The sequence below is a fragment of the Mesorhizobium carmichaelinearum genome (assembly GCF_900199455.1).
In the GTDB taxonomy this organism is placed as follows: domain Bacteria; phylum Pseudomonadota; class Alphaproteobacteria; order Rhizobiales; family Rhizobiaceae; genus Mesorhizobium; species Mesorhizobium carmichaelinearum.
Map to the genome: position 1 here is coordinate 216121 of NZ_FZQR01000007.1, position 21403 is coordinate 237523.

At 63.2% G+C, this 21403-nt stretch carries 23 protein-coding genes and 1 tRNA gene; 11 read left to right on the forward strand and 13 right to left on the reverse strand.

Annotation, left to right across the window (positions count from 1 at the left end; all coding sequences use genetic code 11):
• The first annotated feature begins 196 nt into the window (after positions 1–196).
• Positions 197–337 (forward strand): DUF1127 domain-containing protein, encoded by a 141-nt coding sequence (locus CKW40_RS18115; RefSeq protein WP_095201248.1) that lies wholly within the window; start codon positions 197–199, stop codon positions 335–337.
• A gap of 375 nt (positions 338–712) precedes the next feature.
• A complete protein-coding gene (locus tag CKW40_RS18120; protein WP_044548374.1) occupies positions 713–1405 on the forward strand; it encodes a DUF1013 domain-containing protein in 693 nt (230 codons plus the stop codon).
• A gap of 61 nt (positions 1406–1466) precedes the next feature.
• Here CKW40_RS18120 and CKW40_RS18125 read toward each other — a convergent pair whose 3' ends face one another.
• From CKW40_RS18125 to CKW40_RS18140, 4 genes are all read right to left on the reverse strand, one after another.
• Complete coding sequence (locus tag CKW40_RS18125; RefSeq protein ID WP_095201249.1) at positions 1467–2186, reverse strand: helix-turn-helix transcriptional regulator; 720 nt, start codon at positions 2184–2186, stop codon at positions 1467–1469.
• 67 nt (positions 2187–2253) lie between these two features.
• Entirely contained in the window at positions 2254–2661 is a 408-nt protein-coding gene (locus tag CKW40_RS18130) for a hypothetical protein (RefSeq protein ID WP_095201250.1), read from the reverse strand.
• Between the two features lie 66 nt (positions 2662–2727).
• A complete protein-coding gene (locus CKW40_RS18135; protein ID WP_095201251.1) occupies positions 2728–3318 on the reverse strand; it encodes a DJ-1/PfpI family protein in 591 nt (196 codons plus the stop codon).
• 84 nt (positions 3319–3402) lie between these two features.
• On the reverse strand, positions 3403–3570 hold the full coding sequence (locus tag CKW40_RS18140) for a hypothetical protein (RefSeq protein WP_095201252.1): 168 nt from the start codon (positions 3568–3570) through the stop codon (positions 3403–3405).
• Positions 3571–3880: 310 nt separating this feature from the next.
• Here CKW40_RS18140 and CKW40_RS18145 point away from each other — a divergent pair, with 310 nt between their 5' ends.
• Complete coding sequence (locus tag CKW40_RS18145; RefSeq protein WP_095201253.1) at positions 3881–4834, forward strand: ring-cleaving dioxygenase; 954 nt, start codon at positions 3881–3883, stop codon at positions 4832–4834.
• 113 nt (positions 4835–4947) lie between these two features.
• The gene (locus CKW40_RS18150) at positions 4948–5109 is read left to right on the forward strand and encodes a hypothetical protein (protein WP_080643995.1); all 162 of its coding nucleotides are present in this window, start codon (positions 4948–4950) and stop codon (positions 5107–5109) included.
• A gap of 28 nt (positions 5110–5137) precedes the next feature.
• Here the strand turns inward: CKW40_RS18150 and CKW40_RS18155 are convergent, their stop codons facing one another.
• The 7 genes from CKW40_RS18155 to tkt all read right to left on the reverse strand — a co-directional run bounded on the left by CKW40_RS18155 (position 5138) and on the right by tkt (position 14642).
• Positions 5138–5851: an SGNH/GDSL hydrolase family protein gene (locus CKW40_RS18155; RefSeq protein ID WP_095201254.1), complete on the reverse strand. Its 714-nt coding sequence runs from the start codon at positions 5849–5851 to the stop codon at positions 5138–5140.
• A gap of 83 nt (positions 5852–5934) precedes the next feature.
• Positions 5935–6672: a DUF899 domain-containing protein gene (locus CKW40_RS18160; RefSeq protein ID WP_095201255.1), complete on the reverse strand. Its 738-nt coding sequence runs from the start codon at positions 6670–6672 to the stop codon at positions 5935–5937.
• A gap of 169 nt (positions 6673–6841) precedes the next feature.
• Positions 6842–7867: a class I fructose-bisphosphate aldolase gene (locus CKW40_RS18165; protein ID WP_095201397.1), complete on the reverse strand. Its 1026-nt coding sequence runs from the start codon at positions 7865–7867 to the stop codon at positions 6842–6844.
• 129 nt (positions 7868–7996) lie between these two features.
• Positions 7997–9193, reverse strand: coding sequence for a phosphoglycerate kinase (locus tag CKW40_RS18170; RefSeq protein WP_095201256.1), 1197 nt, complete (start codon positions 9191–9193; stop codon positions 7997–7999).
• A gap of 157 nt (positions 9194–9350) precedes the next feature.
• On the reverse strand, positions 9351–11231 hold the full coding sequence (locus tag CKW40_RS18175; RefSeq protein ID WP_095201257.1) for a potassium/proton antiporter: 1881 nt from the start codon (positions 11229–11231) through the stop codon (positions 9351–9353).
• Between the two features lie 195 nt (positions 11232–11426).
• A complete protein-coding gene (gene gap, locus CKW40_RS18180) occupies positions 11427–12437 on the reverse strand; it encodes a type I glyceraldehyde-3-phosphate dehydrogenase (protein WP_013892632.1) in 1011 nt (336 codons plus the stop codon).
• A 213-nt stretch (positions 12438–12650) separates the two neighbouring features.
• Positions 12651–14642 carry a transketolase gene (gene tkt, locus CKW40_RS18185; RefSeq protein ID WP_095201258.1) on the reverse strand — a complete coding sequence of 664 codons (1992 nt, stop codon included), beginning with the start codon at positions 14640–14642 and terminating at the stop codon, positions 12651–12653.
• 262 nt (positions 14643–14904) lie between these two features.
• On the opposite strand from tkt, the gene CKW40_RS18190 reads away from it, so the two are divergent.
• From CKW40_RS18190 to CKW40_RS18205, 4 genes are all read left to right on the forward strand, one after another.
• Complete coding sequence (locus tag CKW40_RS18190; protein WP_006200774.1) at positions 14905–15177, forward strand: DUF4164 domain-containing protein; 273 nt, start codon at positions 14905–14907, stop codon at positions 15175–15177.
• A gap of 10 nt (positions 15178–15187) precedes the next feature.
• The gene (locus CKW40_RS18195) at positions 15188–15550 is read left to right on the forward strand and encodes a cell division protein ZapA (RefSeq protein ID WP_010911917.1); all 363 of its coding nucleotides are present in this window, start codon (positions 15188–15190) and stop codon (positions 15548–15550) included.
• 163 nt (positions 15551–15713) lie between these two features.
• Positions 15714–16373 carry a peroxiredoxin gene (locus tag CKW40_RS18200; protein ID WP_095201259.1) on the forward strand — a complete coding sequence of 220 codons (660 nt, stop codon included), beginning with the start codon at positions 15714–15716 and terminating at the stop codon, positions 16371–16373.
• A 145-nt stretch (positions 16374–16518) separates the two neighbouring features.
• Entirely contained in the window at positions 16519–17391 is an 873-nt protein-coding gene (locus CKW40_RS18205; RefSeq protein ID WP_095201260.1) for an MBL fold metallo-hydrolase, read from the forward strand.
• A gap of 82 nt (positions 17392–17473) precedes the next feature.
• Here the strand turns inward: CKW40_RS18205 and rpoH are convergent, their stop codons facing one another.
• Entirely contained in the window at positions 17474–18385 is a 912-nt protein-coding gene (gene rpoH, locus CKW40_RS18210; protein WP_019861619.1) for an RNA polymerase sigma factor RpoH, read from the reverse strand.
• A 211-nt stretch (positions 18386–18596) separates the two neighbouring features.
• Positions 18597–19652 carry an RluA family pseudouridine synthase gene (locus CKW40_RS18215; protein ID WP_095201261.1) on the reverse strand — a complete coding sequence of 352 codons (1056 nt, stop codon included), beginning with the start codon at positions 19650–19652 and terminating at the stop codon, positions 18597–18599.
• Positions 19653–19676: 24 nt separating this feature from the next.
• On the opposite strand from CKW40_RS18215, the gene CKW40_RS18220 reads away from it, so the two are divergent.
• From CKW40_RS18220 to CKW40_RS18230, 3 genes are all read left to right on the forward strand, one after another.
• The gene (locus CKW40_RS18220; RefSeq protein WP_095201262.1) at positions 19677–20060 is read left to right on the forward strand and encodes a fimbrial protein; all 384 of its coding nucleotides are present in this window, start codon (positions 19677–19679) and stop codon (positions 20058–20060) included.
• Between the two features lie 53 nt (positions 20061–20113).
• Positions 20114–20521, forward strand: coding sequence for a VOC family protein (locus CKW40_RS18225; RefSeq protein ID WP_095201263.1), 408 nt, complete (start codon positions 20114–20116; stop codon positions 20519–20521).
• Positions 20522–20611: 90 nt separating this feature from the next.
• Positions 20612–20686: transfer RNA gene (locus CKW40_RS18230), tRNA-Glu, on the forward strand.
• The last annotated feature ends 717 nt before the right edge of the window (positions 20687–21403 follow it).

The following is a 21403-nucleotide window of genomic DNA, read 5'->3' on the forward strand; positions in this document are numbered from 1 at the left end:
GGCAGCCATCATTTTCGACTCGGCCTGACCTGAATCTCGACACGTCCTGCGCCGAGGGCTGCCTACGAGATGAACAGAAGCTTAATGGTGCAATGCAGCATTTGCATCATTGCTATGCAAAATCGGCCGTTCAAGTCCCCATCGATGATCACTATCTGTGCAGCATCGAAACGAACACCCCGTCAGGAGGACTACCATGAACCCGATCCGCGCTTTCCGTAACTGGCGCATGTACACCGAGACCGTGCGCGAACTGAACAAGCTCAACGCCCGTCAGCTCAACGATCTCGGCATCAACCGCGCCGACATCGAACGGATCGCCCGGCAGGCGATCTGATATCAAGCACGACCCGGCCACAAGGCCGGGCCGATGTTGAGAAGTAGAGCCGTCGCAGACGTTACCCGTTTCCGGTTCCGAGCCCGCTGGACCCCGTCCAGCGGGTTTTGTCTTTTGGGATCCATGCAATTGCCCTGCTGAATCCAGGAGCGCGCGCAGCACTTCTGCGTCCTGCTCGAAAGTGGCCGTCCCTTTGCCCGAGGTCTAGCCATTCGAATGCGCTTGCCGGGTCCCGAACGCATCGGGGCCGCCGCGCCTTCCCAAAATCATTGCGAAACAGCAAGGAAACGGTTATACAGGCCGCGAATTTCCCATTTTGGTGGCTCTAAACCACCGCCCGCGCGGGAACGCGGGCGAACGAGAAGGATTTTTTAAATGGCCAATACGCTGCTGATGCCCAAGGCGACCGCCGTCTGGCTGGTCGACAACACCGCGCTCTCCTTCGAGCAGATCGCGCAGTTCTGCGGGCTGCATCCGCTTGAGGTCAAGGCGATCGCCGACGGCGAATCGGCGCAAGGCATCAAGGGCATGGACCCGATCATGACCGGCCAGCTGACCCGCGACGAGATCGCACGCGCCGAGAAAGACCCGAACCAGCGCCTGAAGCTTTCCGATCCCAAGGTGCGGGTGCCGGAATCCAAGCGCAAGGGTCCGCGCTACACGCCGCTGTCGAAGCGCCAGGACCGGCCGAACGCGATCCTGTGGCTGGTGCGCAACCATCCCGAACTCAAGGACGCGCAGATTTCGCGTCTCGTCGGCACCACCAAGTCGACGATCGAGCAGATCCGCGAACGCAAGCATTGGAATTCGGCCAATCTGCAGCCGATGGACCCGGTGACGCTGGGTCTCGCCTCGCAGATCGACCTCGACATGGAAGTCAACCGCGCCTCGCGCGGCCGCGAGCAGGCGCAGCCGGTTGGCGACACGCTGTTGCCGGCCGCCCTGACCGAGCGGCTGGTGCCGGCTCCGGAAAAGCCGAAGGACGAAGATGCCGAACTCGACGCCAACGCCGTGTTCGCCAAGCTCTCGGCGCTGAAGTCGAAGAACGAAGACGCTGACGACGAGTAAGGTCCGCGACAGACCAACAAAAAGCCCGCTTCGAGCGGGCTTTTTTATTCCATGGTCGACCTCAGCTTCGCGCCACGCGGTCCGGCGCCATGCCGTAATCCTCGCTGCGCTCCACCGCCCGGTAGAAGTCGGCAAGCTGCTTGCCGCGCTCCGGCTTGAAGATGCGGCCGGCGATCACCACCGAGGCGATGCGGTCGATGCGGAAGGCGCGGAAGTCGTCGCGCATCTCGCACCAGGCGACCAGCGTCCACACCTTGCCCCAGAACCATAGGCCGAGTGGCCTGATGTCGCGCGCGGTGCCGCGGCCGGCCTCGTCGCAATAGTCGATGGTCAGCACCTGGCGCTTCTCGACAGCACGCTCGATCAGGTCGATCGCCTCGCGGGCGGCGTCGCTCACCACCCACATCGGTGTGTGGATCTCGGTGCGGGCGATGCGATCCTTTTCGGCATCGGGCAGCACGGCGCCGATCTTGACCAGCGCCTCGTCGGCGGCCCGTGCCATGGCGGCGCCGCCAAAGGCGCGCACCATGCGCGCTCCCGCAACCAGCGCCACGATCTCGTCACGTGTGAACATCAGTGGCGGAAGGTCGAAACCCTCCCTCATCATGTAGCCAACACCGGCCTCGCCGTCGATCGGCACCCCGGTCGACTGCAGGTCGGCTATGTCGCGATAGATCGTTCGCTCGGAAACCTCGAGCCACGTGCCGAGCTTCTGGGCGGTGACCAGACGGCCACCACGCAGATGCTGCACGATCTGAAAGAGCCTGTCGGCGCGGCGCATCTTTTGCTTCCCCAGTATTGTTGCTGGAGCGGCTCCTGGACCGGAGCCACTCCCAGACGACGTGCATTTACGGTTTCAGTCCTTCGCGCTTACGCTGGGCGGCGACGAACTCCGCGCCAAAGGACAGTTTCTTCGTTGTCGGCGTCTTCGCATCGAGCACGCGCCAGAAGGGGGCGACGTCGCTCAGCGTCATGCCGCGCTCGAGGTCTTCCTTGGCGGCTTCGGCAACCGTGCGCAGATGATAGCCGATGGTGACCGGACATGTCACTTCGGCGCCGTGTTCGATGGCAAGGGCGGTGCGCAACGCACGGATATCCATCTCGACGCCTGCGGGAATCGAGCGGATGAAATCGTCGACCTGGCGTGCCGTCGGCACCAGCATCGGCTGGCCCTCGACCACGTCACCCACCGTGCGCGGCGTCGGTTTCACGCCGTTGATGCCAGGCATGTTCAGCCTGTCGTTCCAACTTTTCATCGATCGTCCTCTCGGCCGGCCATGCGCATTATCCCACCATCGCACGCGCCTCCTGACAGCATACTGTCAGGAGGCTTCAGCATATTCCCTGACAAACAGCGTTCGCATCTGTGCGACATCGCTGGCTCTTTCCGGATAGAGTGTGTTCAGAAAGGCAAGGGCAAAGGTGCCGGGCGCCGAACCCGGCGCGGAAACGATTTTGCCGTCGGCGACGGCATGCGGCACGTCCTGATAGTTGCTGTCGCCGGCATAGCCGGCTTCATGTCCCTTGATCCAGTCGCGGCCATTGCTGGTATGCCTGGCTTCTTCGAACATGCCGGCCCGCGCCAGCGCCAGCGTGCCGGCGCAGATTCCGCCGACGACACCACCGCGCGTTGCTATGGCATTGAGCAGTTGGGCGACATCCGGCGGCGTCTTGCCCGCCCACTGGTCGGAACCGATGACGGCCACTGCGTCAAGGTCGGCATTCTCTTCGACGCCGACCGAACGGTCGGGCGTCAGCCGAAAACCGCTGATTCCGGTCACGGGCTTGCCTTCGGGTGTCAGCGACACGGCGCGCGCGCCGAACCATTCGACCGCCGAAGCCGCAAGCAGCCCATATTCCCAGTCGGCAAAACCTTCGATGAAAAGGAAGCCGATTGTCTTCTGATCGGGCATAAGCTCGCTCCATCGCCCGGCGCGCCGTACCCATATCTGGGCATTGGCGCGTCCATGTCCAATATCGATGTCGAAAAATTCGCCTCAATTGCCGCGGGAGCGACGTTCCGCATACATATCGGGCCAGCCGATGTCCTTGCGGATGTCCGCGGGCAGCGAGTTTATGAAACGCTGGGTGCGGATTTCGTTGCGCATGGTGCGAACCTTGCCGACATAGTGCTGCATGCCGCGCAGAATGGTGTAACCGTTCATGACCAGTCTCCTCTCTTTCGATGGAGACACTATCGCACACCCCTCCTGACAGCAGTCTGTCAGGAGGATGTCAGCCGCTCAGCGATAATTACGCTCGACGCGTCTCCTGAGGGAAAGCCTTGTTTTTCGATGCCGTCGTGGCTTGCTGCAGCAAGCCGCGGGGCGCCTTATTGTTCACCATAAGCGTGACAATGTGTGCAACATTGTTCACCATTCGGCGGCGGACTGTCAGGATAGGCGGCCTTAAGCGACGCGACCGGAGTTCTGATATGAAGGGAGAAAACTCTTCCCCAAAACCAGGGAGACGACCATGAGCCTGCAACTGACAGGAATCCACCATCTGACCGCCATCACCGCCAATGCGCCGGGTAATCTTCACTTCTACACGAGGGTGCTGGGCTTGCGGCTGGTCAAGAAGACGGTGAACCAGGACGACACATCGGCCTACCATCTCTTCTATGCCGACGGCGAAGCGACGCCGGGCACCGACCTTACCTTCTTCGACTGGCCGGTTGGCCGCGAACGGCGCGGCACAAACAGCATCGCGCGGACCAGCCTCAGGGTCGGCAGTTCGGAAAGCCTTGCGTGGTGGAAGCAGCACCTGGCCGGTGAAGACATCGTGACAGGAGAGATTGCCGACATTGGCGGCTATCCCAGCCTGGATTTCGAGGACCCCGAAGGCCAGCGCCTGCGGCTCATCAGCGATGGTGGCAAGGGCGGCAGCCATCCCTGGGCGCAAAGCCCGGTGCCGGCCGAGCATCAGATCCGCGGGCTCGGGCCGATCGTCATCAGTGTCCCCGACATCACCAACACCGAGGCAGTGCTGACCCGGGTGATGAATATGCGCAAGGTCCGCGACTATGCCTCGCCGGATGGCGAGGGCCAGGTCCATGTCTTCGAAATGGGCGCGGGCGGGCCGGCGGCGGAACTGCATGTCGCCGCACAGCCTGGACTGGCGCCGGCCCGGCAAGGCGCCGGTGCGGTTCACCATGTCGCCTTCAGGGCGCCGGACCAGGAGACGCTGCATCAGTGGACCGCCCGTCTGGCCGAATTCCGCCTGCCGTCGAGCGGCGAGGTCGAGCGTTACTACTTCCGTTCGCTCTATTTCCGCGAGCCGAACGGCATCCTGTTCGAGATCGCCACAGACGGGCCGGGCTTCACCGCCGATGAACCGCTGGAGACGCTGGGTGAAAGCCTGGCTCTGCCGCCGTTCCTTGAACCGAAGCGCGCCTCGATCGAAGCTGGTCTCAAGCCGCTGAAATAGATCGCTGCCTGAAGGTGGGCGCCACGTTTCCGGTTCGGATTGTGGCGCCTGTTCTTTCTTAGAGATCGAACAAGGCGCTTTGACAGCCAGCCGCGTTGCTGGTCAAAGGCGACATGACGAAACTCCTTGCCCTTGTGATCATCGGCTTCATGGTCATCCAGCTGATCAAACCGATCGGCTGGCCCGGTCTCAAGCGACGCGGCGATTTCTGGAAGCTGGCGCTGCTCGCCATGGCCGCGATCTCGCTGGCCGCCGTGCTTGGGCATTTGACATAAGCCAGCAGGCCGCATCAGCCGTCGGTGTTCAGCCGGCAAGCACCTGGTCGACGAGATGTTCCGCCCAGGCGCGGTAACCTGCCTCCGAGGCGTGGAACCCGTCGGAGGCAAAGCCCTCTTCGGGATTGGTGATCGGCAGGCGTGGCGCCGGTACCGCGCCGCGCTCCAGGCAGAGGCGTTCACCCATCCGGTTCATTGCAGTGGCGCGGATCTCGAGGATCTTGCCGAGCAGCGGCGGCATGGCCGGTGCGCGCGTGAATTCCAGCACCGGCGACCACACCACGCGCGCCTCCGGCCATTTGGCGCGCAGCGCGTAGAGCAAGCCGCCGAACTCCTTCTTGAAGCGCGGTACCGAATGAAAATTCTTGGTGTCGTTGGTGCCGATGGCGAGCACGATATGCGTCCACGGATCCGCCGACAGATTGGGCAGGACATGGTCGCGGATCTGGCCTGATGTCGCCGAATTGAAGCCAGCGGCGCGCCAGCGTACGGCGCGGCCGGTACGCTGCGCAATCAGCACGGCGAGTTGCGCGGCAAGCCCATCCTCGGAATTGCCGATGCCGACCGAGGCGGCCGAGGAATCACCCAGCACCAGAAGCGAGATATCAGGCGCCTTGCCTGATATCTCGTGCATGACTGGTCCCCGTGCCGGCAGCATGCGCGTGGTGCGGCGGCGCACGCCGAGTCCCTGCCAGATATAGACGGGGAAAGCGAGCCAGGTGAGGGAGGCCGGGAAGCGCATGGCGGAACCGTGGAATGATCTGCGGCAGGCTTAGCGCATGTTTGGGCCGAGGTGAACGGATCCTTGCACTGCCGGCCGGTGCCCTAAGGGCATGCATCGCCCTGCTGCGACCTGTTTCCATATTCATCGTGCAGCCGCACCCAGTCCATGAACGTCCCGTAAGGACCGGTCTCGTCACGACCTTTCGGAGCGATGTCGAGATATTGATAGGCGCCGATAAACTGTTCGCTGCCACGGGCGCGCGACATGAAGGTCAGGAAGAGGTCACCGGTTTCGTTCTTGTGGAAGACAGTGGTGCCGGGCAGGTCTTTCGACGTCAGCACCGGTGTTTCGAAATTGTAGACCGCTTCGCCGGATGCGATCTGCTTGTCGGTGAAGGATACCTGCATATCGAAGTTGAAGTCCGAGGCATAGGACGACACCCAGTCGAACTGCCAGCCCATGCGCTGCTTATAGGGCAGCAGCTCAGCGAGCGGCGCCCGCGATACGGCGACAAGCGACACGTCATGATGCCTCAGATGCTGGTTGGCGCCGTCCATATGGTCGGCGACGAAGGCACAGCTTTCGCAGTGATGATTGGAGCCTGGCGCGAACACGAAGTGGTAGACGATCAGCTGGCTGTTGGCGCCAAACAGATCGGCCAGTTTCCGCGGCCCTTGCTCGGTCTCGAAGACATAGTCCTTCCTGATCTTCAGCCATGGCAATTCACGCCGCTCGGCCGCGATGCGCTCGCGAAGCCGCGTCAGTTCCTTCTCGCGGGCCAGATGTGCCTTGTGCGCCTGGAACCAGTCTTCGCGTGAAACGGCCTTGTTGCGATGCATGAACCTCTCCCTGTCTCTCACCCCAAGGACGTTCGGGATGAGCGTAAACCGACATCGCCGTCGGCAACGCCCACAGGAAATAGGAATGAGGAGGTCTTCTCCCAAATTCGCCTGCAACAAAAAACCCGGGCGCATTGGCCCGGGTTCGAAGAGGACGAAAGAACTGTATTCAGGCGGCCTGTTCGAGGCTCGCCTTCCATTTTCCGAGCGCGGCCAGATAATTCATGTGGGCGCGATGGGTGAAGGCGGCCTGGCCGGCGGCGACGTTCGATGCCTTGCCGCTCCATGCCTTTTGCGGGGCGGCCTGCAGCGCGCGGCCATAGGAGAAGGTCAGCTTCCACGGATGCGGACCGATGGCGTTGATGGCGTTGAGGTTGGCGGTCGCCTCCTCGTCCTCCTGGCCGCCGGAAAGGAAGGCGATGCCCGGGACGGCCGCCGGCACCGTCTCGCGGAACAGTTTTATGGTCATCTCGGCGACCTTTTCGGGACTGTCCACTGTGCCCGACTTCTTGCCCGACAGGACCATGTTGGGCTTCAGGATGGTGCCTTCGAGCACGACACGCGCCGCATGGAGCTCATCATAGAGCTTGATCAGCGTCGCCTTCGAGACCTCGTAGCAGGTGCCGATGTCGTGGGCGCCGTCCATCAGCACTTCCGGCTCGACGATCGGCACGATGCCGGCTTCCTGGCAAAGGGCGGCATAGCGGGCGAGCGCATGGGTGTTCGCGCTGATCGAAGTGGCCGAGGGCACGCCCTTGCCGGTATCGATGTCGATCACCGCGCGCCATTTGGCGAAGCGGGCGCCGAGCTTGTAGTAGTCGGCAAGCCGTTCGCGCAGGCCGTCGAGGCCCTCGGTGACGGTGTCGCCGGGAAAGCCGGCCAGCGGCTTGGCGCCGGCGTCGACCTTGATGCCGGGAATGGCGCCTGATGCCTTGATGATGTCGACCAGCGGCGTGCCGTCGGCGGCCTTCTGGCGGATCGTTTCGTCATAGAGGATGACGCCGGAAATATACTTGGTCATCGCGTCCTTGGCGCGGAACATCATCTCGCGATAGTCGCGGCGGCTGTCGGCGGTCGATTCGACGCCGATGACGTCGAAACGCTTTTTGATCGTGCCGGAACTTTCGTCAGCGGCCAGCAGGCCCTTGCCGTTGGCCACGATCGCGGCGGCAATGTCTTCGAGACGTTCGCTCATCATGCTTCTCCTGAAAGGGGGTTCGTTCCGCGCTTAACGGAAGTCTACCGCCAAAGGAATGGCATCGGAAAGCTCGAATCGATTGAAAGTTTCGGGCGCCGTCCGCCGCGCCATCGATCCCGCCGGGGCCTACTTCTTCAGCACATCGACACCGGGCAGCGGCTTGCCTTCCATCCATTCCAGGAAGGCGCCGCCGGCGGTCGAGACATAGGTGAAGTCGTCGGCGACCCCGGCATGGTTGAGCGCCGCTACCGTATCGCCGCCACCGGCGACCGAAACCAGCTTGCCGGCCTTGGTGCGTGCGGCCGCATGCTTCGCCGCCGCCACCGTGGCGTGATCGAAGGGCTCGATCTCGAAGGCGCCGAGCGGGCCGTTCCAGACCAGCGTCGCGGCGCGGTCGATCCACTCGCCGATCGTCGTCACAGTCTTGGCGCCGACATCGAGGATCATGCCGTCGGCCGGCACGTCCGAGATGGCGACCGTCTCGCAGGCGGCACCAGCCTTGAATTCCTTGGCGACGACGCCGTCGACAGGCAGGATGATGGCGCAGCCGGCCTCGGCCGCTTCGATCATGATCTGCTTGGCGGTGGGGGCGAGGTCATGCTCGCACAGCGACTTGCCGACATCGGTGCCGCGCGCGGCAAGGAAAGTGTTGGCCATGCCGCCGCCGATCACCAGCGCGTCGACCTTCTTCACCAGGTTCATCAACAGGTCGATCTTGGTCGAGACCTTGGCGCCACCGACGATGGCGACGACCGGGCGGACCGGATTGCCCAGGCCTTTCTCCAGCGCTTCGAGCTCGGCCTGCATGGTGCGGCCGGCAAAGGAGGGCAACAGACGCGCCAGTCCCTCGGTCGAGGAGTGGGCGCGGTGGGCCGCCGAAAAGGCGTCGTTGACGAAGATGTCGCCATTGGCGGCAAGCCGCTCGGTAAAGGCCGGATCGTTCTTCTCCTCGGTCTTGTAGAACCGGGTGTTTTCCAAGAGCAGCACGTCGCCCTTGTTCATGGCGGCGACAGCGCTTCCCGCCGTGTCGCCGACGCAATCCGAGGCAAAGCCGACGGGACGGCCGAGCACCTGCGCCGTCGCCCTGGCGATCGGCTCTAGTGAGAATTCGGGCGAGGGGCCGTCCTTGGGCCGGCCGAAATGCGCAAGCAGGATGACCTTGGCGCCCTTGCCCGACAGTTCGGCGATGGTTGGCGCGATGCGTTCGATGCGGGTGGCGTCGGTGACCTTGCCGTCGGCGACGGGAACGTTCAGGTCGACGCGCACCAGCACGCGCTTGCCGCTGATGTTGCCGATGTCGTCCAGTGTCTTGAAGGCAGCCATGCCGGTCCCTTTCCTCGGAAAATCGCCGGGACCATACCTCGCATCAATGACGATGCAAGGCTTTGGCCGCGGTGCGGTGCGAAATTTTGCGGCGGGCGGGGACATAGTCCGTGAAGATCGCCCCACGCGGGTGGGACAAGGCAAACGATCGTCCTTGTCAGCTCCCGGTCGTAGCCTTTTCAACCGGCGGCTCAGGCGGCTCATCTGTCTGTGCCGCCTCTTGCGTCTCGGTCGGCTTGCGCCAGTTGCGGATGAAGGCGCTGAGGCGGTCGCCCATCTCGCCGGCGCTCAGGAACACCGGCACCCGCGCCACCGGCGCGGTCGGCTCGAAAGAAAGACCAAGACCCGTGATCCTGCCCTTGTCGTCGACATCCCTGACGATCAGCTCGATCTGGCCAATCAGCACGCGATCGGCATATTCGGCATGGCCGCCAAGCCGCGCCGTGACCAGTGCGCCGACGGTCTGCTTCTGCTCCGCCTCGGTCAGACCGGGCGCGTAGGCGGCCTCCAATTCGGCGGCGGAGCGCGCCGGGTCGACCGCGAAGGCACCGAAGAAATCAGCGTCTTCCGGGTCGACCACGGCGCGGCTGGCGAACAGCTTGTCGAGCAGGCGCGGATAGCGGTCCGGCACGAAGATATAGACCTGATCGCCGGCGGCGAGCCGCCCCATGTCCTGGAAGCGCATCGAGCGGCCGTCGCGCAGCACCAGCGAGGGCCGCGCCCAGCGCGGAATACGCTCGCCGCGCGCCACCGGGCTGCCATGCGCGACGCGATAGGCGAGAAGCTCGTGATGGGCCGAACCGGGGAGTTCGAGTTCGACCTTGTCGAGAGGGCCGAGCCGCGCCGGCACGATGAGGCCGAGGCGACGCGCCAGCGGTCCGACCGTCCAGCCCTGGATGACCAGCGACACCAGAACGATGATGAAGGCGGCATTGAAGATGGTGCGGCCGTTTTCCAGCCCGCCAAGCAGCGGTGTGATGGCGAGCAGGATCGAGACGGCACCGCGCAGGCCGACCCAGGAGACGAAGGCGACTTCGGGACGTGGCAAGCGGAACGGGATCAGGCAGAGCCAGACGGCGACGGGCCTCGCGACGAACATCAGGAACAGGCCAAGCGCTATCGCCGGCACCATGATCGCCGGAAATTGCGACGGCGTCGCGAACAGGCCGAGGATCAGGAACATGATGATCTGCGCCAGCCATGACATGCCGTCCTGGAAGCGCTTGAGGATGGTGACGGCGCGGATGTCGGAATTGCCGGCGATGAGGCCGGCGATATAGACCGCCAGGAAGCCTGACCCGCCAATGGCGCCGGCGGCGGCAAAAATCATCAGCGACAGGGTCAGCACGAAGATCGGCAGCAGGCCATGGTCGAGATTGAGCCGGTCGACGAGGCGCACGATGGCAAGGCCGCCCAGCACGCCGACAATGGCGCCGAGGCCCATATTGACGAGGAAGCCGAGGATCAGGCTGGTGGCGAGCACATTGGCTTCGGGATTGGCGTGAGCGGCGATGACCTCGACCAGGGTGATGGTCAGGAAGATGGCGATCGGATCGTTGGTGCCGGATTCCACTTCGAGCGTTGAGCGCACGCGTTCGCGCAGATTGATCTCGCCGGCCCGCAGCAGGAAGAACACCGCCGCCGCATCGGTCGAAGCGACGGCGGCTCCGAGCAGGAAGGATTCCAGCCAGCTGAGGTCGAGCAGATAGTAGGCGGCTGCTCCGAACAGGCCGGTGGTGATAAGCACGCCGAAGGTCGCCAGCGAAAGGGCCGGCCCCGCCGCCTGCCGCAAGGCGTTGAGCGGCGTGCCGAAGCCGGAATCGAATAGGATGACCGCCAGCGCCAGTGAGCCGGCAAAATAGGCGATGCGGGCGTTGTCGAATTCGATGCCGAGGCCGTCGGTTCCCGTGGCGAGCCCGATGCAGAGAAACAGAAGCAGGAGGGGGGCGCCGAAGCGGAAGGCGATCAGGCTCGAAAACGCGGCGGCGACAACAAGCGCCGTGCCGACCAGCGTGACGAGATAGATCGCATGCTCCATCCGTGATTTGCCCCTCGAATTCCTCTTTCTATCGATTCAAGGGAGAGTGGGGCGAAGGCATGGCCAGTGCAAGGCGGGAGGGTGGTTTTTTGCCCTATGCCGCTGATTTTCGGACGGCCAAGCGTTGCTGCTCCGGCAAATGAAAACGCCCGGGCGAAGCCGGGCGTTTGAAGTCTCTGGAAGATGGGTTCGCGATCAGGCGATGGTCTTGCCGAAGGCGACCGCGGTGTCGCCCATGCGGTTGGAGAAACCCCACTCATTGTCGTACCAGGACAGCACCGAAACGAAGTTGCCGTCCATCACCTTGGTCTGGTCGAGCGCCATGATCGAGGACCGCGGATCGTGGTTGAAGTCGATCGAGACGTTCGGATGATGGGTGACACCGAGAATGCCCTTGAGCTTGCCGTTGGAGGCGGCGATGACCGCTTCGTTGATCTCCTGCACCGTGGTGGCGCGCTTGGCGATGAACTTGAAGTCGACGACCGAGACGTTCGGGGTCGGCACGCGGATCGAGATGCCGTCGAGCTTGCCCTTGAGGTCGGGAAGGACGAGGCCGATCGCCTTGGCGGCACCGGTCGAGGTCGGGATCTGCGACAGCGCTGCCGCGCGGGCGCGGTAGAGATCCTTGTGCATGGTGTCCAGCGTCGGCTGGTCGCCCGTGTAGGAGTGGATCGTCGTCATCATGCCCTTTTCGATGCCGACCGTCTCATGCAGCACGGCGGCCAGCGGCGCCAGGCAGTTGGTGGTGCACGACGCGTTCGAGATGACGATGTGGTCCTTGGTCAGCTTGTCGTGGTTGATGCCGTAGACGACGGTCAGGTCGGCGCCGTCGGCAGGTGCCGAGACCAGCACGCGCTTGGCGCCGGCGGTTAGGTGCGCGGCGGCCTTGTCACGGGCGGTGAAGATGCCGGTGCATTCGAGCGCGATGTCGACGCCGAGTTCCTTCCAAGGCAGCTGCGTCGGATCCTTGATCGCGGTGACCTTGAACTTTTCCTTGCCGACGGTGATCTGGTCGCCATCGACGCTTACTTCATGGGGGAAACGGCCATGCACGCTGTCGTAGCGCAGCAGGTGCGCATTGGTCTCGACCGGGCCGAGATCGTTGACGGCGACGACGTCGATGTCCTTGCGGCCGGATTCATGGATGGCGCGCAGGATGTTGCGGCCGATGCGGCCGAATCCGTTGATGGCTACTCTGACAGTCATTTTTCTCTCCCTGGGAGCTGGAAGGCTGACGATGGGTCCGCAGCTTCATAGCGGCGGACGGGCAAAGAATCCAGCCGCAGCGACGTGGATTTAAATCGATTAGGTTGGGCCAGTCCCGCGAAACCGCTCGACACGATTTCGCGGGGGCACTTTTGTTTCGTGCATGCCGTTACCAAAAAACCGCGACACACTTTTGGGTGGCATGCTCAGGCCTCACTTGGCGTGCAGGCGGGCTTCCGCCGCCTTGGCCGCTGCTTCGGCGGTGATACCGAAATGCGGGTAGAGCTGCTCGATCGTGCCCGAGGCGCCGAAGCCGGTCATGCCGACGAAGATGCCATCCGAACCGATGAGGTGATCCCAGCCCTGGCGGATGCCGGCCTCGATCGCCATCTTGATCGGCGCGTTACCGATCGTCTTCTTGCGGTAGTCGTCGCTCTGCTTGTCGAACAGCTCGAAGCAAGGCACCGACACGACGCGGGTCGGGTGGCCGTGCTTTTCGAGCAGGTCGCGGGCGCCGAGCGCGATCTCGACTTCGGAACCGGTGGCGAAGATCGTCACCGCCGCCTCGCCGCTGGCCGCGGCCAGCTCATAGGCGCCCAGGCTGCTCAGGTTGTTGGCCGAGTGCTCGGTGCGCACCGTCGGCAGGTTCTGGCGGGTCAGCGCCAGGGTCGACGGCGTCTTCTCGGTTTCAAGGGCGATCTGCCAGCATTCGGCGGTCTCCACCGCGTCGGCCGGACGGAAGACATTGTGGTTGGGAATGGCGCGCAGGGCCGCCAGATGCTCGACCGGCTGGTGGGTCGGGCCGTCTTCGCCGAGACCGATGGAATCATGGGTCATGACGAAGATCGAGCGGATGCCCATCAGCGAGGAAAGCCGCATCGACGGGCGGGCATAGTCGGAGAAGCACATGAAGGTGCCGCCATAGGCGATGAGGCCGCCGTGCAAGGTCAAGCCGTTGATGGCGGCCGCCATGCCGTGCTCGCGGATGCCGTAGTGGACATAGCGCTGGCCGTAATCGTCCGGCGTGATGTTCTTGGTCTGGCTGGTCTTGGTGTTGTTGGAGCCGGTCAGGTCGGCGGAGCCGCCGATGGTTTCCGGCACGGCGCCGTTGATCACTTCCAGCGCCATTTCGGATGATTTGCGGGTGGCGACCTTCGGCTTGTCGGCCGAGAGCTTCTTCTTGTAGTCGGCGATGACGGCGTCGAAATTGGACGGCAGCTTGCCGGCGAGGCGGCGCTCGAACTCGGCCTTCAGCTTCGGCTCGGCCTTGGCGAGACGGCCTTCCCAGTCGGCGCGCGGCTTGGCGCCGGCCTTGCCGGCGGTGCGCCAGGCATCGAGGATGTCGGCCGGAATTTCGAAGGGCGGCGACTCCCAGTTGAAGAACTTGCGCGCACCGGCGATCTCGTCGGCGCCGAGCGGCGAGCCGTGCGCCTTGTTGGTGCCGGCCTTGGTCGGGGCGCCGAAGCCGATGGTCGTCTTGCAGGCGATCATCGTCGGCTTGTCGGAATGGCGGGCGGCTTCGATGGCATAGGCGATGGCTTCCGGATCGGTGCCGTCGATGTGGCTGGCGTTCCAGCCGGAGGCCTGGAAGCGGGCGACCTGGTCGGTGTTGTCGGCCAGCGAGACCGGGCCATCGATCGAGATGTTGTTGTTGTCCCAGAAGACGATCAGCTTGTTGAGCTTCAGATGTCCGGCCAGCGCGATGGCTTCCTGGGAAACGCCTTCCATCAGGCAGCCGTCGCCGGCCAGCACATAGGTGTAGTGGCTGACGAGGTCGTTGCCGAAGGCAGCGTTCATGATGCGCTCGCCGAGCGCGAAGCCGACCGAATTGGCGAGGCCCTGGCCGAGCGGGCCGGTCGTCGTCTCGATGCCGGTGGCATGGCCGTATTCGGGATGGCCTGCCGTCTTCGAGCCCAACTGGCGGAAGTGCTTGATCTGATCGATGGTCATGTCTTCATAACCCGTCAGATGCAGCAGCGAATAAAGCAGCATCGAGCCGTGGCCGGCCGACAGGATGAAGCGGTCGCGGTCGGGCCAGTGCGGGGCCTTGGGGTCGTATTTCAGGAAGCGGGTGAACAGCACCGTGGCGATGTCGGCGCAGCCCATGGGCAGGCCGGGATGGCCGGACTGGGCCTTCTCGACGGCATCCATGGCGAGAAAACGGATCGCATTGGCCATCCGGTCATGTTGTTCACGCGACGTCATGGTTCCTCCAGAGGTGGGGGTTTGGGGCTTGGGAGAGCCCTTGAAAAGGGTGCGCGACACATAGCAGGCGCGGGCTTTTAGTCAACAAATCGGGTGCAGATTTGCCGGTCTTGTGATGGCGGCGGCGGGTCTACATTAGCGTTAGCAGGGGACAGTCGCGAGAGCTTTGTTGACGTTGCCTTCACCCGGTGCCTAATGTTTCCCGGATAACGCGTTCTGAACGCGAACGATTCGGTGATGGGCAGGGCACAGGACGAAGGCCATGACCGGGGAAACCACGCTCAAGGAAGTCATCGCCAGGCTGGGTAAGGCCATCGAGGGGCTGGAAAACGCCGTCGCGGCCAAGCTGGAGCATGAACGCGATTACTCGGAAGCCGAGGCCGAAGTGCAGCGGATGAATGCCGACCGCTCCCGGCTGGCGCAGGAACTCGACAATTCCGAAGCGCGCGCCGAACGGCTGGAAGACGCCAACAAGGAAGTCTCGCGACGGCTGGTGACCGCCATGGAAACCATCCGCGCCGTGTTGGACAGATAGGAGCTGGCCCATGGCACAGGTCACGGTTTCAATCGACGGCAAGCAGTATCGCATGGCCTGCGACGAGGGTCAGGAAGAGCATCTGATCGACCTCGCCGAGCGCTTCGACCGCTATGTCTCACATCTGAAAGATTCCTTCGGCGAGATCGGCGACCAGCGGCTGACCGTCATGGCCGGCATCATGGTGATGGACGAACTCTCGGAGCTGCAGAAACGCGTCAAGGGCATGGAAAGTGAAGTGCTGACCTTGCGCAAGACGCGCGACGAGGCGCTGACCAAGGCCGACAAGAGCGACAGCGTGCTGACCAACGCGCTTGGCGCGCTGGCGCAGCGCATGGAAGATCTGGCGACGTCGCTGGCCGTGAAATCCTAGACATTACCGGCGCCGACAGCGAAATTTCCACATTCCCCAGGAAAAGGCGAAATTTTTTCGCGGCCTGCACCGCTGCCGGGCGACCTCACCGTTTTGAACGTCGCCGAGGGAGTGGTAAAAGGTGGGAGCCCGCCAACGGGCGGCATTCACAGGGGTAGGAACCATGAGCCTTCGCATCAACGACATCGCGCCGGATTTCACCGCCGAGACCACGCAAGGGACGATCAGCTTTCACGACTGGATCGGTGACGGCTGGGCGATCCTGTTCAGCCACCCGAAGAATTTCACGCCGGTCTGTACGACCGAGCTTGGCACCATGGCCGGGCTGGAAGGCGAGTTCAAGAAACGCAACGTCAAGATCATCGGCATCTCCGTCGATCCGGTTGCCAGCCACGACAAATGGCAGGCCGACATCAAGACGGCGACCGGCCAAACGGTGCATTATCCGCTGATCGGCGACAAGGACCTCAAGGTCGCCAAACTCTATGACATGCTGCCCGCCGGCGCCGGCGAGACCTCGGAGGGCCGTACGCCTGCCGACAACGCCACCGTGCGCTCGGTCTATGTCATCGGGCCGGACAAGAAGATCAAGCTGGTGCTGACCTATCCGATGACCACGGGCCGCAACTTCGACGAGATCCTGCGCGCGGTCGATTCCATGCAGCTCACCGCCAAGCATCAGGTGGCGACGCCGGCCAATTGGAAGCAGGGTGAGGATGTCATCATCACCGCCGCCGTTTCCAACGAGGATGCAATCAAGCGTTTTGGCGCCTTCGAGACCATCCTGCCCTATCTGAGGAAGACCAAGCAGCCTTCTGTCTGAAACGGCGTTATCGGAACAGTTTTTGGCTTTTCCGCCCCTGTGAGCCAAGTCATGCTTGACTGGCTCGCCGGGGTGGACAACCATGCTCGCAATGGGTGCCGGTAGAGAAAATCGTTCCTGCCGGCGATGGGTGAGGGAGCCGGAAGTGGACGTAACTTTGGCCAGGCCAATGGTCAGGGGGTTTTACGACAAGCCGACCGGGGCCATCCAGTATGTCGTCACCGATCCGGCGACGAAGCGGTGCGCGATCATAGATCCGATCCTCGACTTCGATGAGAGATCCGGCGCAACCGGTACGAAGAGCGCGGATGCGCTGCTCGATTTCATTGGAGAAAGCGGGCTGGAGCTCGAGTGGATACTCGACACCCACCCGCATGCCGACCATTTCTCGGCCGCGCACTATTTGAAACGGAAGACCGGGGCGTTGGTAGCGATCGGCGACAGGATCGTCGATGTCCAGAAGCTGTGGAAGGTGATCTACAACTGGCCGGATTTTCCCGCCGACGGCTCGCAGTGGGACAGGCTGTTCAGGGAAGGCGAGACGTTTGCGATCGGCAGCCTTCCGGTCAAGGTGCTGTTCTCACCCGGGCATACGCTGGCCTCGATCACCTATGTGGTCGGCGACGCCGCCTTCGTGCATGACACGCTGTTCATGCCGGACAGCGGCACGGCGCGGGCGGACTTTCCCGGCGGCAGTGCCGCGCGGCTCTGGCGCTCGATCCAGGACATACTGGCTTTGCCCGATGAGACGCGTGTCTTCGTCGGCCATGACTATCAGGCCGGCGGCCGCGAGCCCTTGTGGGAAAGCACGGTGGCCGCGCAGAAGGCAACGAACATCCATCTCGTTGCCGCCCACAGCGAGGCCGAGTTCGTGGCGCTGCGCGAGGCGCGCGACCGGACATTGCCGATGCCGCGGCTGATCCTGCATGCGCTACAGGTCAATATGAATGGTGGCCGACTGCCGGAACCGGAAGCCAACGGAAGGCGGTATCTGAAGTTTCCGCTGGACTCGCTTTGAGGTCGCAACTCGGCGGTCAGGAACAAAAAAGGCGGCGCCAGTTTCCTGGCGCCGCCTTTTCATTTCGTTGCCGAGGCTGACTTTAAGCCGCCGGCTGGGCCTCGATGGTGCGCAGCGCCTGGGTCTGGCGCTTGGCGGCGGCCTTGACCGCATCCTGCACCTTCTCGAAGGCGCGCACCTCGATCTGGCGCACGCGCTCGCGGCTGATGTCGAACTCGGCCGACAGCTCTTCCAGCGTCAGCGGCTCCTCGGCGAGGCGACGGGCCTCGAAGATGCGCCGCTCGCGCTCATTGAGCACGGCAAGAGCGCCTGACAGCATGCCGCGCCGGTTTTCCAACTCGTCCTGCTCGATCAGCATCTCTTCCTGGCTTTCGTGGTCGTCGACCAGCCAGTCCTGCCATTCGCCGGATTCGCCTTCCGTCGCCCGGATCGGCGCGTTGAGCGAAGCGTCGCCGGACAGGCGGCGGTTCATCGACACCACTTCGGCCTCGGAAACGTTCAGCCGGGTGGCGATCTCGGCGATCTGGTCGGGCTTGAGGTCGCCGTCATCCAGCGCCTGGATCTTGCCCTTCACCTTGCGCAGGTTGAAGAACAGCCGCTTCTGGTTGGCGGTCGTGCCCATCTTGACCAGGCTCCACGAGCGCAGGATGTATTCCTGGATCGAGGCCTTGATCCACCACATGGCGTAGGTCGCGAGGCGGAAACCGCGCTCGGGTTCGAATTTCTTGACGGCCTGCATCAGGCCGACATTGCCTTCCGAGATCACCTCGCCGATCGGCAGGCCGTAGCCGCGATAGCCCATGGCGATCTTGGCGACGAGCCGAAGGTGGCTGGTAACGAGCTTGTGGGCAGCGGACGTGTCTTCATGCTCGGCATAGCGCTTGGCGAGCATGTACTCTTCCTGCGGCTGAAGCATGGGAAAGCGGCGGATTTCTTCCAGATAGCGGCTGAGGCCGCCTTCGCCGGAAACGATACTGGGTAGTGACTGGGCCATGATAGCGCCCCCTCTCTATTGGAGTGATGCCCCCGAAACGCGGCGGGCATTTGACGCGAGCACCCAAAGGCTCGCTCGCGACGTCAGGTATATACAGGAACAAAACCAGAAAAGACAGGCATTTGTTCAACACGAAACAGTGTGTCACGCTGAAGTGAACAATGCCAGTCAGGTTTTTTGATGGCTGGTTTCGAGCTTGTTGATGGCGGGTTCAGAGATTGCGAAAGCCGCCGACGAGTTCCTCCATGTCCCCCGGTATCGGCGCCTCGAACCTCATCGATAAATGGGTATCGGGATGGCGAAATGCAAGGAGCCAGGCATGCAAAGCTTGGCGGGAAAATGCCTTGACCTGACTTTTCAGCGGTTCCGGCAGCCGGTTGGCCTTGGTGCGGAAGGCCTGGCCATAATCGGGGTCGCCGATCACCGGGTGGCCGATATGGGCCATGTGGACGCGGATCTGGTGGGTGCGGCCGGTTTCCAGCCGGCATTCGACCAGGCTTGCGGTGGCGAACTCCTGTTGTTTCTCGCCAAAACGCTCCTGAACGGCAAAGTGGGTGACGGCATGGCGGGCGTCGTCGCGGCCTTCCGGCACCACGGCACGGCGCACCCGGTCGGCGGCGCGGCCAAGCGGCGCGTCGACCGTCCCGGTCGGCCTCTGCGGTATGCCCCAGACCAGCGCCAGATAGGCGCGTTCGAGATCGCCGGTCCGTCCGTGATCGGCGAAGGCTTCCGACAGCGCCTTATGGGCGCGGTCGGTCTTGGCCACCACCATGACGCCGCTGGTCTCCTTGTCGAGCCGGTGGACGATGCCCGGGCGGCGTACCCCGCCAATGCCGGACAGGCTATCGCCGCAGTGATGGATCAGCGCGTTGACCAGCGTGCCGGTCCAGTTGCCGGCGCCGGGATGCACGACCAGCCCCGCCGGTTTGTTGATGACGATCAGTGCGTCGTCCTCATAGAGCACGTCGAGCGCGATGTTTTCTCCCGCAGGCGCGGCCGGCTCGGGTTCCGGCATGGCAACCGATACGCTTTCGCCGGGGGTCATCTTGCGCTTGGTCTCGTCGACAGGCTTGCCGTCGATAGAGACCGCGCCCTGCCTGATCAGCATCTGCACGCGGCTGCGCGACATATCAGGGCCGAGGCTGGCGGCCAGCCATTGGTCAAGGCGCTGGCCGGCCGCATCCGGTCCCGCCACCAGCACGGTGGGCGCTGCCGCGATGAATTGCTCCTCTATCAATTCAGGGGCCTCTTCGTTATGAGCGCTCATTGAAAAATTCCGGAATGTTTTGCCATGGCCAGCCCAATTGTCGACGAAGACCAGGAGAAGCCGCTCGACGCCGAAGCTGAAAAGGTGCGCAAGAAGCTCATCCGCTTCATGGGCATCAATCTCGGCCTGCTGTTTGTCGCCCTTATGGTGGTGATCGGAGCCCTTGTCTACAAAGCGCGCAACGCCCCGCCCGCGAACGCGCCGCTGGCCGGCGATGTCCAGGTGCCCGCCGGCGAGCCGTTGAGTGGCGACATCGTGCTGCCGGTCGGCGCGAAAGTGGTCAGCCAGTCGCTGTCCGGCAACCGCATCTCGATCGACGCCGAGCTTGCCGACGGCGGCCGTGCGATCTTCGTCTACGATATCGCCGAGCGCCGCCTGATCGGGCAGTTCGCAATTCGCAACAAATAGGCCGGCGGCAATGCAACAAACAAGTTTGTCGCAGAAATGAACAGGCCTCGGGCATGACAGGCTTCGCCGGGAATCGTCGTGTTGCAACCGTAGCGCTGGTCGTCGCCGACTATGACGAGGCGATCGCCTGGTATGTCGGCAGGCTGGGTTTCCTGCTTGTCGAAGACGTCGATCTCGGCGGCGGCAAGCGCTGGGTCACGGTCGCGCCGGCCAACGGGCAAGGCGCCAGGCTGCTCTTGGCCGAGGCGTCCGACGAGGCGCAAAGGCACAGCATCGGCAACCAGACGGGTGGCCGGGTTTTCCTGTTTCTCGAAACCGATGACTTTGCGCGCGACCATGCGGCGATGCTGGAAAAGGGCGTCGAATTCCGCGAGGCGCCGCGTTTCGAACCCTATGGCACGGTCGCGGTTTTCGCCGATCTGCACGGCAATCTCTGGGACCTGATCGAGCCCAAGCGGTAACCTGCGGGCGGCTTTTCGCTTGCTGCAGTAAAGCCGCCGAACCCCAGTTGCTTTTTCCCAGCCGTCAGCCTATATCGCCGGTTCTTGAACGCGCCCATCGTCTAGCGGTCAGGACACCGCCCTCTCACGGCGGGAACAGGGGTTCGATTCCCCTTGGGCGTACCAAGAAGATCAATGACTTAGCTGGAACAGCCTACGTTACGTCGAATATTCGCCGAATATACGACTGCGTACCGCCACGAACGATAGCGGATCAGAGCAGATGTTTAGCGTGCGTCGACATGGACCAATTGCACTCCGGGCCGCGCGACATGCCCTTAGTGTATGGACCGGAGGCGCACCAAACGCGGACGGTCACGGAATGGGTTAGGCAGTCACCAAGCGTCTCGATCTCTATCCGGAACGAAATAAGAACATGTTCCTGTCCAGTCAAGGACCTCCGAACGCACCCCTTCTGCCGGTCCCGCCTTGCGCCAATGGGGCTTGCGCCCGATCTTGACAACGCCGACAATCGGCTGTCTTACAGGCGGCGTTCACTTTTTGGTCGCAAACGAGGGGAGTATGGGTGAGTTTTTCGAGACGACCACCATCATCCTTGATCTTTTCCAGCCATCACAGCCACTCGGAGGCGGCGCCGTTACGAACGCCGTGTGCCAGGCCGTGAGAACTTCCAGCGCCGCGATCCTGCTCCTGTCCAAGCGTTTGCGATCCTACGGTGGGTGCCGTACGTATTGTCTGAGGGGAGAATCGCTTGCCTAAGCTCGACGAAATCTACTCGATCCAGTTTTCCTGGTTCGTTACCGGCGAGGTTAGGGCGGACCGGCTGGAAGGCATATTTCAGAGCACTTTGGGGAGGACGCCTGGACATGTCCAGAGCTTGCG

What these genes read in the sequence shown, in the direction of transcription:
- CKW40_RS18115 (WP_095201248.1), top strand. Translation starts at nt 197, where the DNA reads ATGAACCCGATCCGCGCTTTCCGTAACTGGCGCATGTACACCGAGACC.
- CKW40_RS18120 (WP_044548374.1), top strand. Translation starts at nt 713, where the DNA reads ATGGCCAATACGCTGCTGATGCCCAAGGCGACCGCCGTCTGGCTGGTC.
- CKW40_RS18125 (WP_095201249.1), bottom strand. Translation starts at nt 2,186, where the DNA reads ATGCGCCGCGCCGACAGGCTCTTTCAGATCGTGCAGCATCTGCGTGGT.
- CKW40_RS18130 (WP_095201250.1), bottom strand. Translation starts at nt 2,661, where the DNA reads ATGAAAAGTTGGAACGACAGGCTGAACATGCCTGGCATCAACGGCGTG.
- CKW40_RS18135 (WP_095201251.1), bottom strand. Translation starts at nt 3,318, where the DNA reads ATGCCCGATCAGAAGACAATCGGCTTCCTTTTCATCGAAGGTTTTGCC.
- CKW40_RS18140 (WP_095201252.1), bottom strand. Translation starts at nt 3,570, where the DNA reads ATGAACGGTTACACCATTCTGCGCGGCATGCAGCACTATGTCGGCAAG.
- CKW40_RS18145 (WP_095201253.1), top strand. Translation starts at nt 3,881, where the DNA reads ATGAGCCTGCAACTGACAGGAATCCACCATCTGACCGCCATCACCGCC.
- CKW40_RS18150 (WP_080643995.1), top strand. Translation starts at nt 4,948, where the DNA reads ATGACGAAACTCCTTGCCCTTGTGATCATCGGCTTCATGGTCATCCAG.
- CKW40_RS18155 (WP_095201254.1), bottom strand. Translation starts at nt 5,851, where the DNA reads ATGCGCTTCCCGGCCTCCCTCACCTGGCTCGCTTTCCCCGTCTATATC.
- CKW40_RS18160 (WP_095201255.1), bottom strand. Translation starts at nt 6,672, where the DNA reads ATGCATCGCAACAAGGCCGTTTCACGCGAAGACTGGTTCCAGGCGCAC.
- CKW40_RS18165 (WP_095201397.1), bottom strand. Translation starts at nt 7,867, where the DNA reads ATGAGCGAACGTCTCGAAGACATTGCCGCCGCGATCGTGGCCAACGGC.
- CKW40_RS18170 (WP_095201256.1), bottom strand. Translation starts at nt 9,193, where the DNA reads ATGGCTGCCTTCAAGACACTGGACGACATCGGCAACATCAGCGGCAAG.
- CKW40_RS18175 (WP_095201257.1), bottom strand. Translation starts at nt 11,231, where the DNA reads ATGGAGCATGCGATCTATCTCGTCACGCTGGTCGGCACGGCGCTTGTT.
- gap (WP_013892632.1), bottom strand. Translation starts at nt 12,437, where the DNA reads ATGACTGTCAGAGTAGCCATCAACGGATTCGGCCGCATCGGCCGCAAC.
- tkt (WP_095201258.1), bottom strand. Translation starts at nt 14,642, where the DNA reads ATGACGTCGCGTGAACAACATGACCGGATGGCCAATGCGATCCGTTTT.
- CKW40_RS18190 (WP_006200774.1), top strand. Translation starts at nt 14,905, where the DNA reads ATGACCGGGGAAACCACGCTCAAGGAAGTCATCGCCAGGCTGGGTAAG.
- CKW40_RS18195 (WP_010911917.1), top strand. Translation starts at nt 15,188, where the DNA reads ATGGCACAGGTCACGGTTTCAATCGACGGCAAGCAGTATCGCATGGCC.
- CKW40_RS18200 (WP_095201259.1), top strand. Translation starts at nt 15,714, where the DNA reads ATGAGCCTTCGCATCAACGACATCGCGCCGGATTTCACCGCCGAGACC.
- rpoH (WP_019861619.1), bottom strand. Translation starts at nt 18,385, where the DNA reads ATGGCCCAGTCACTACCCAGTATCGTTTCCGGCGAAGGCGGCCTCAGC.
- CKW40_RS18215 (WP_095201261.1), bottom strand. Translation starts at nt 19,652, where the DNA reads ATGAGCGCTCATAACGAAGAGGCCCCTGAATTGATAGAGGAGCAATTC.
- CKW40_RS18220 (WP_095201262.1), top strand. Translation starts at nt 19,677, where the DNA reads ATGGCCAGCCCAATTGTCGACGAAGACCAGGAGAAGCCGCTCGACGCC.
- CKW40_RS18225 (WP_095201263.1), top strand. Translation starts at nt 20,114, where the DNA reads ATGACAGGCTTCGCCGGGAATCGTCGTGTTGCAACCGTAGCGCTGGTC.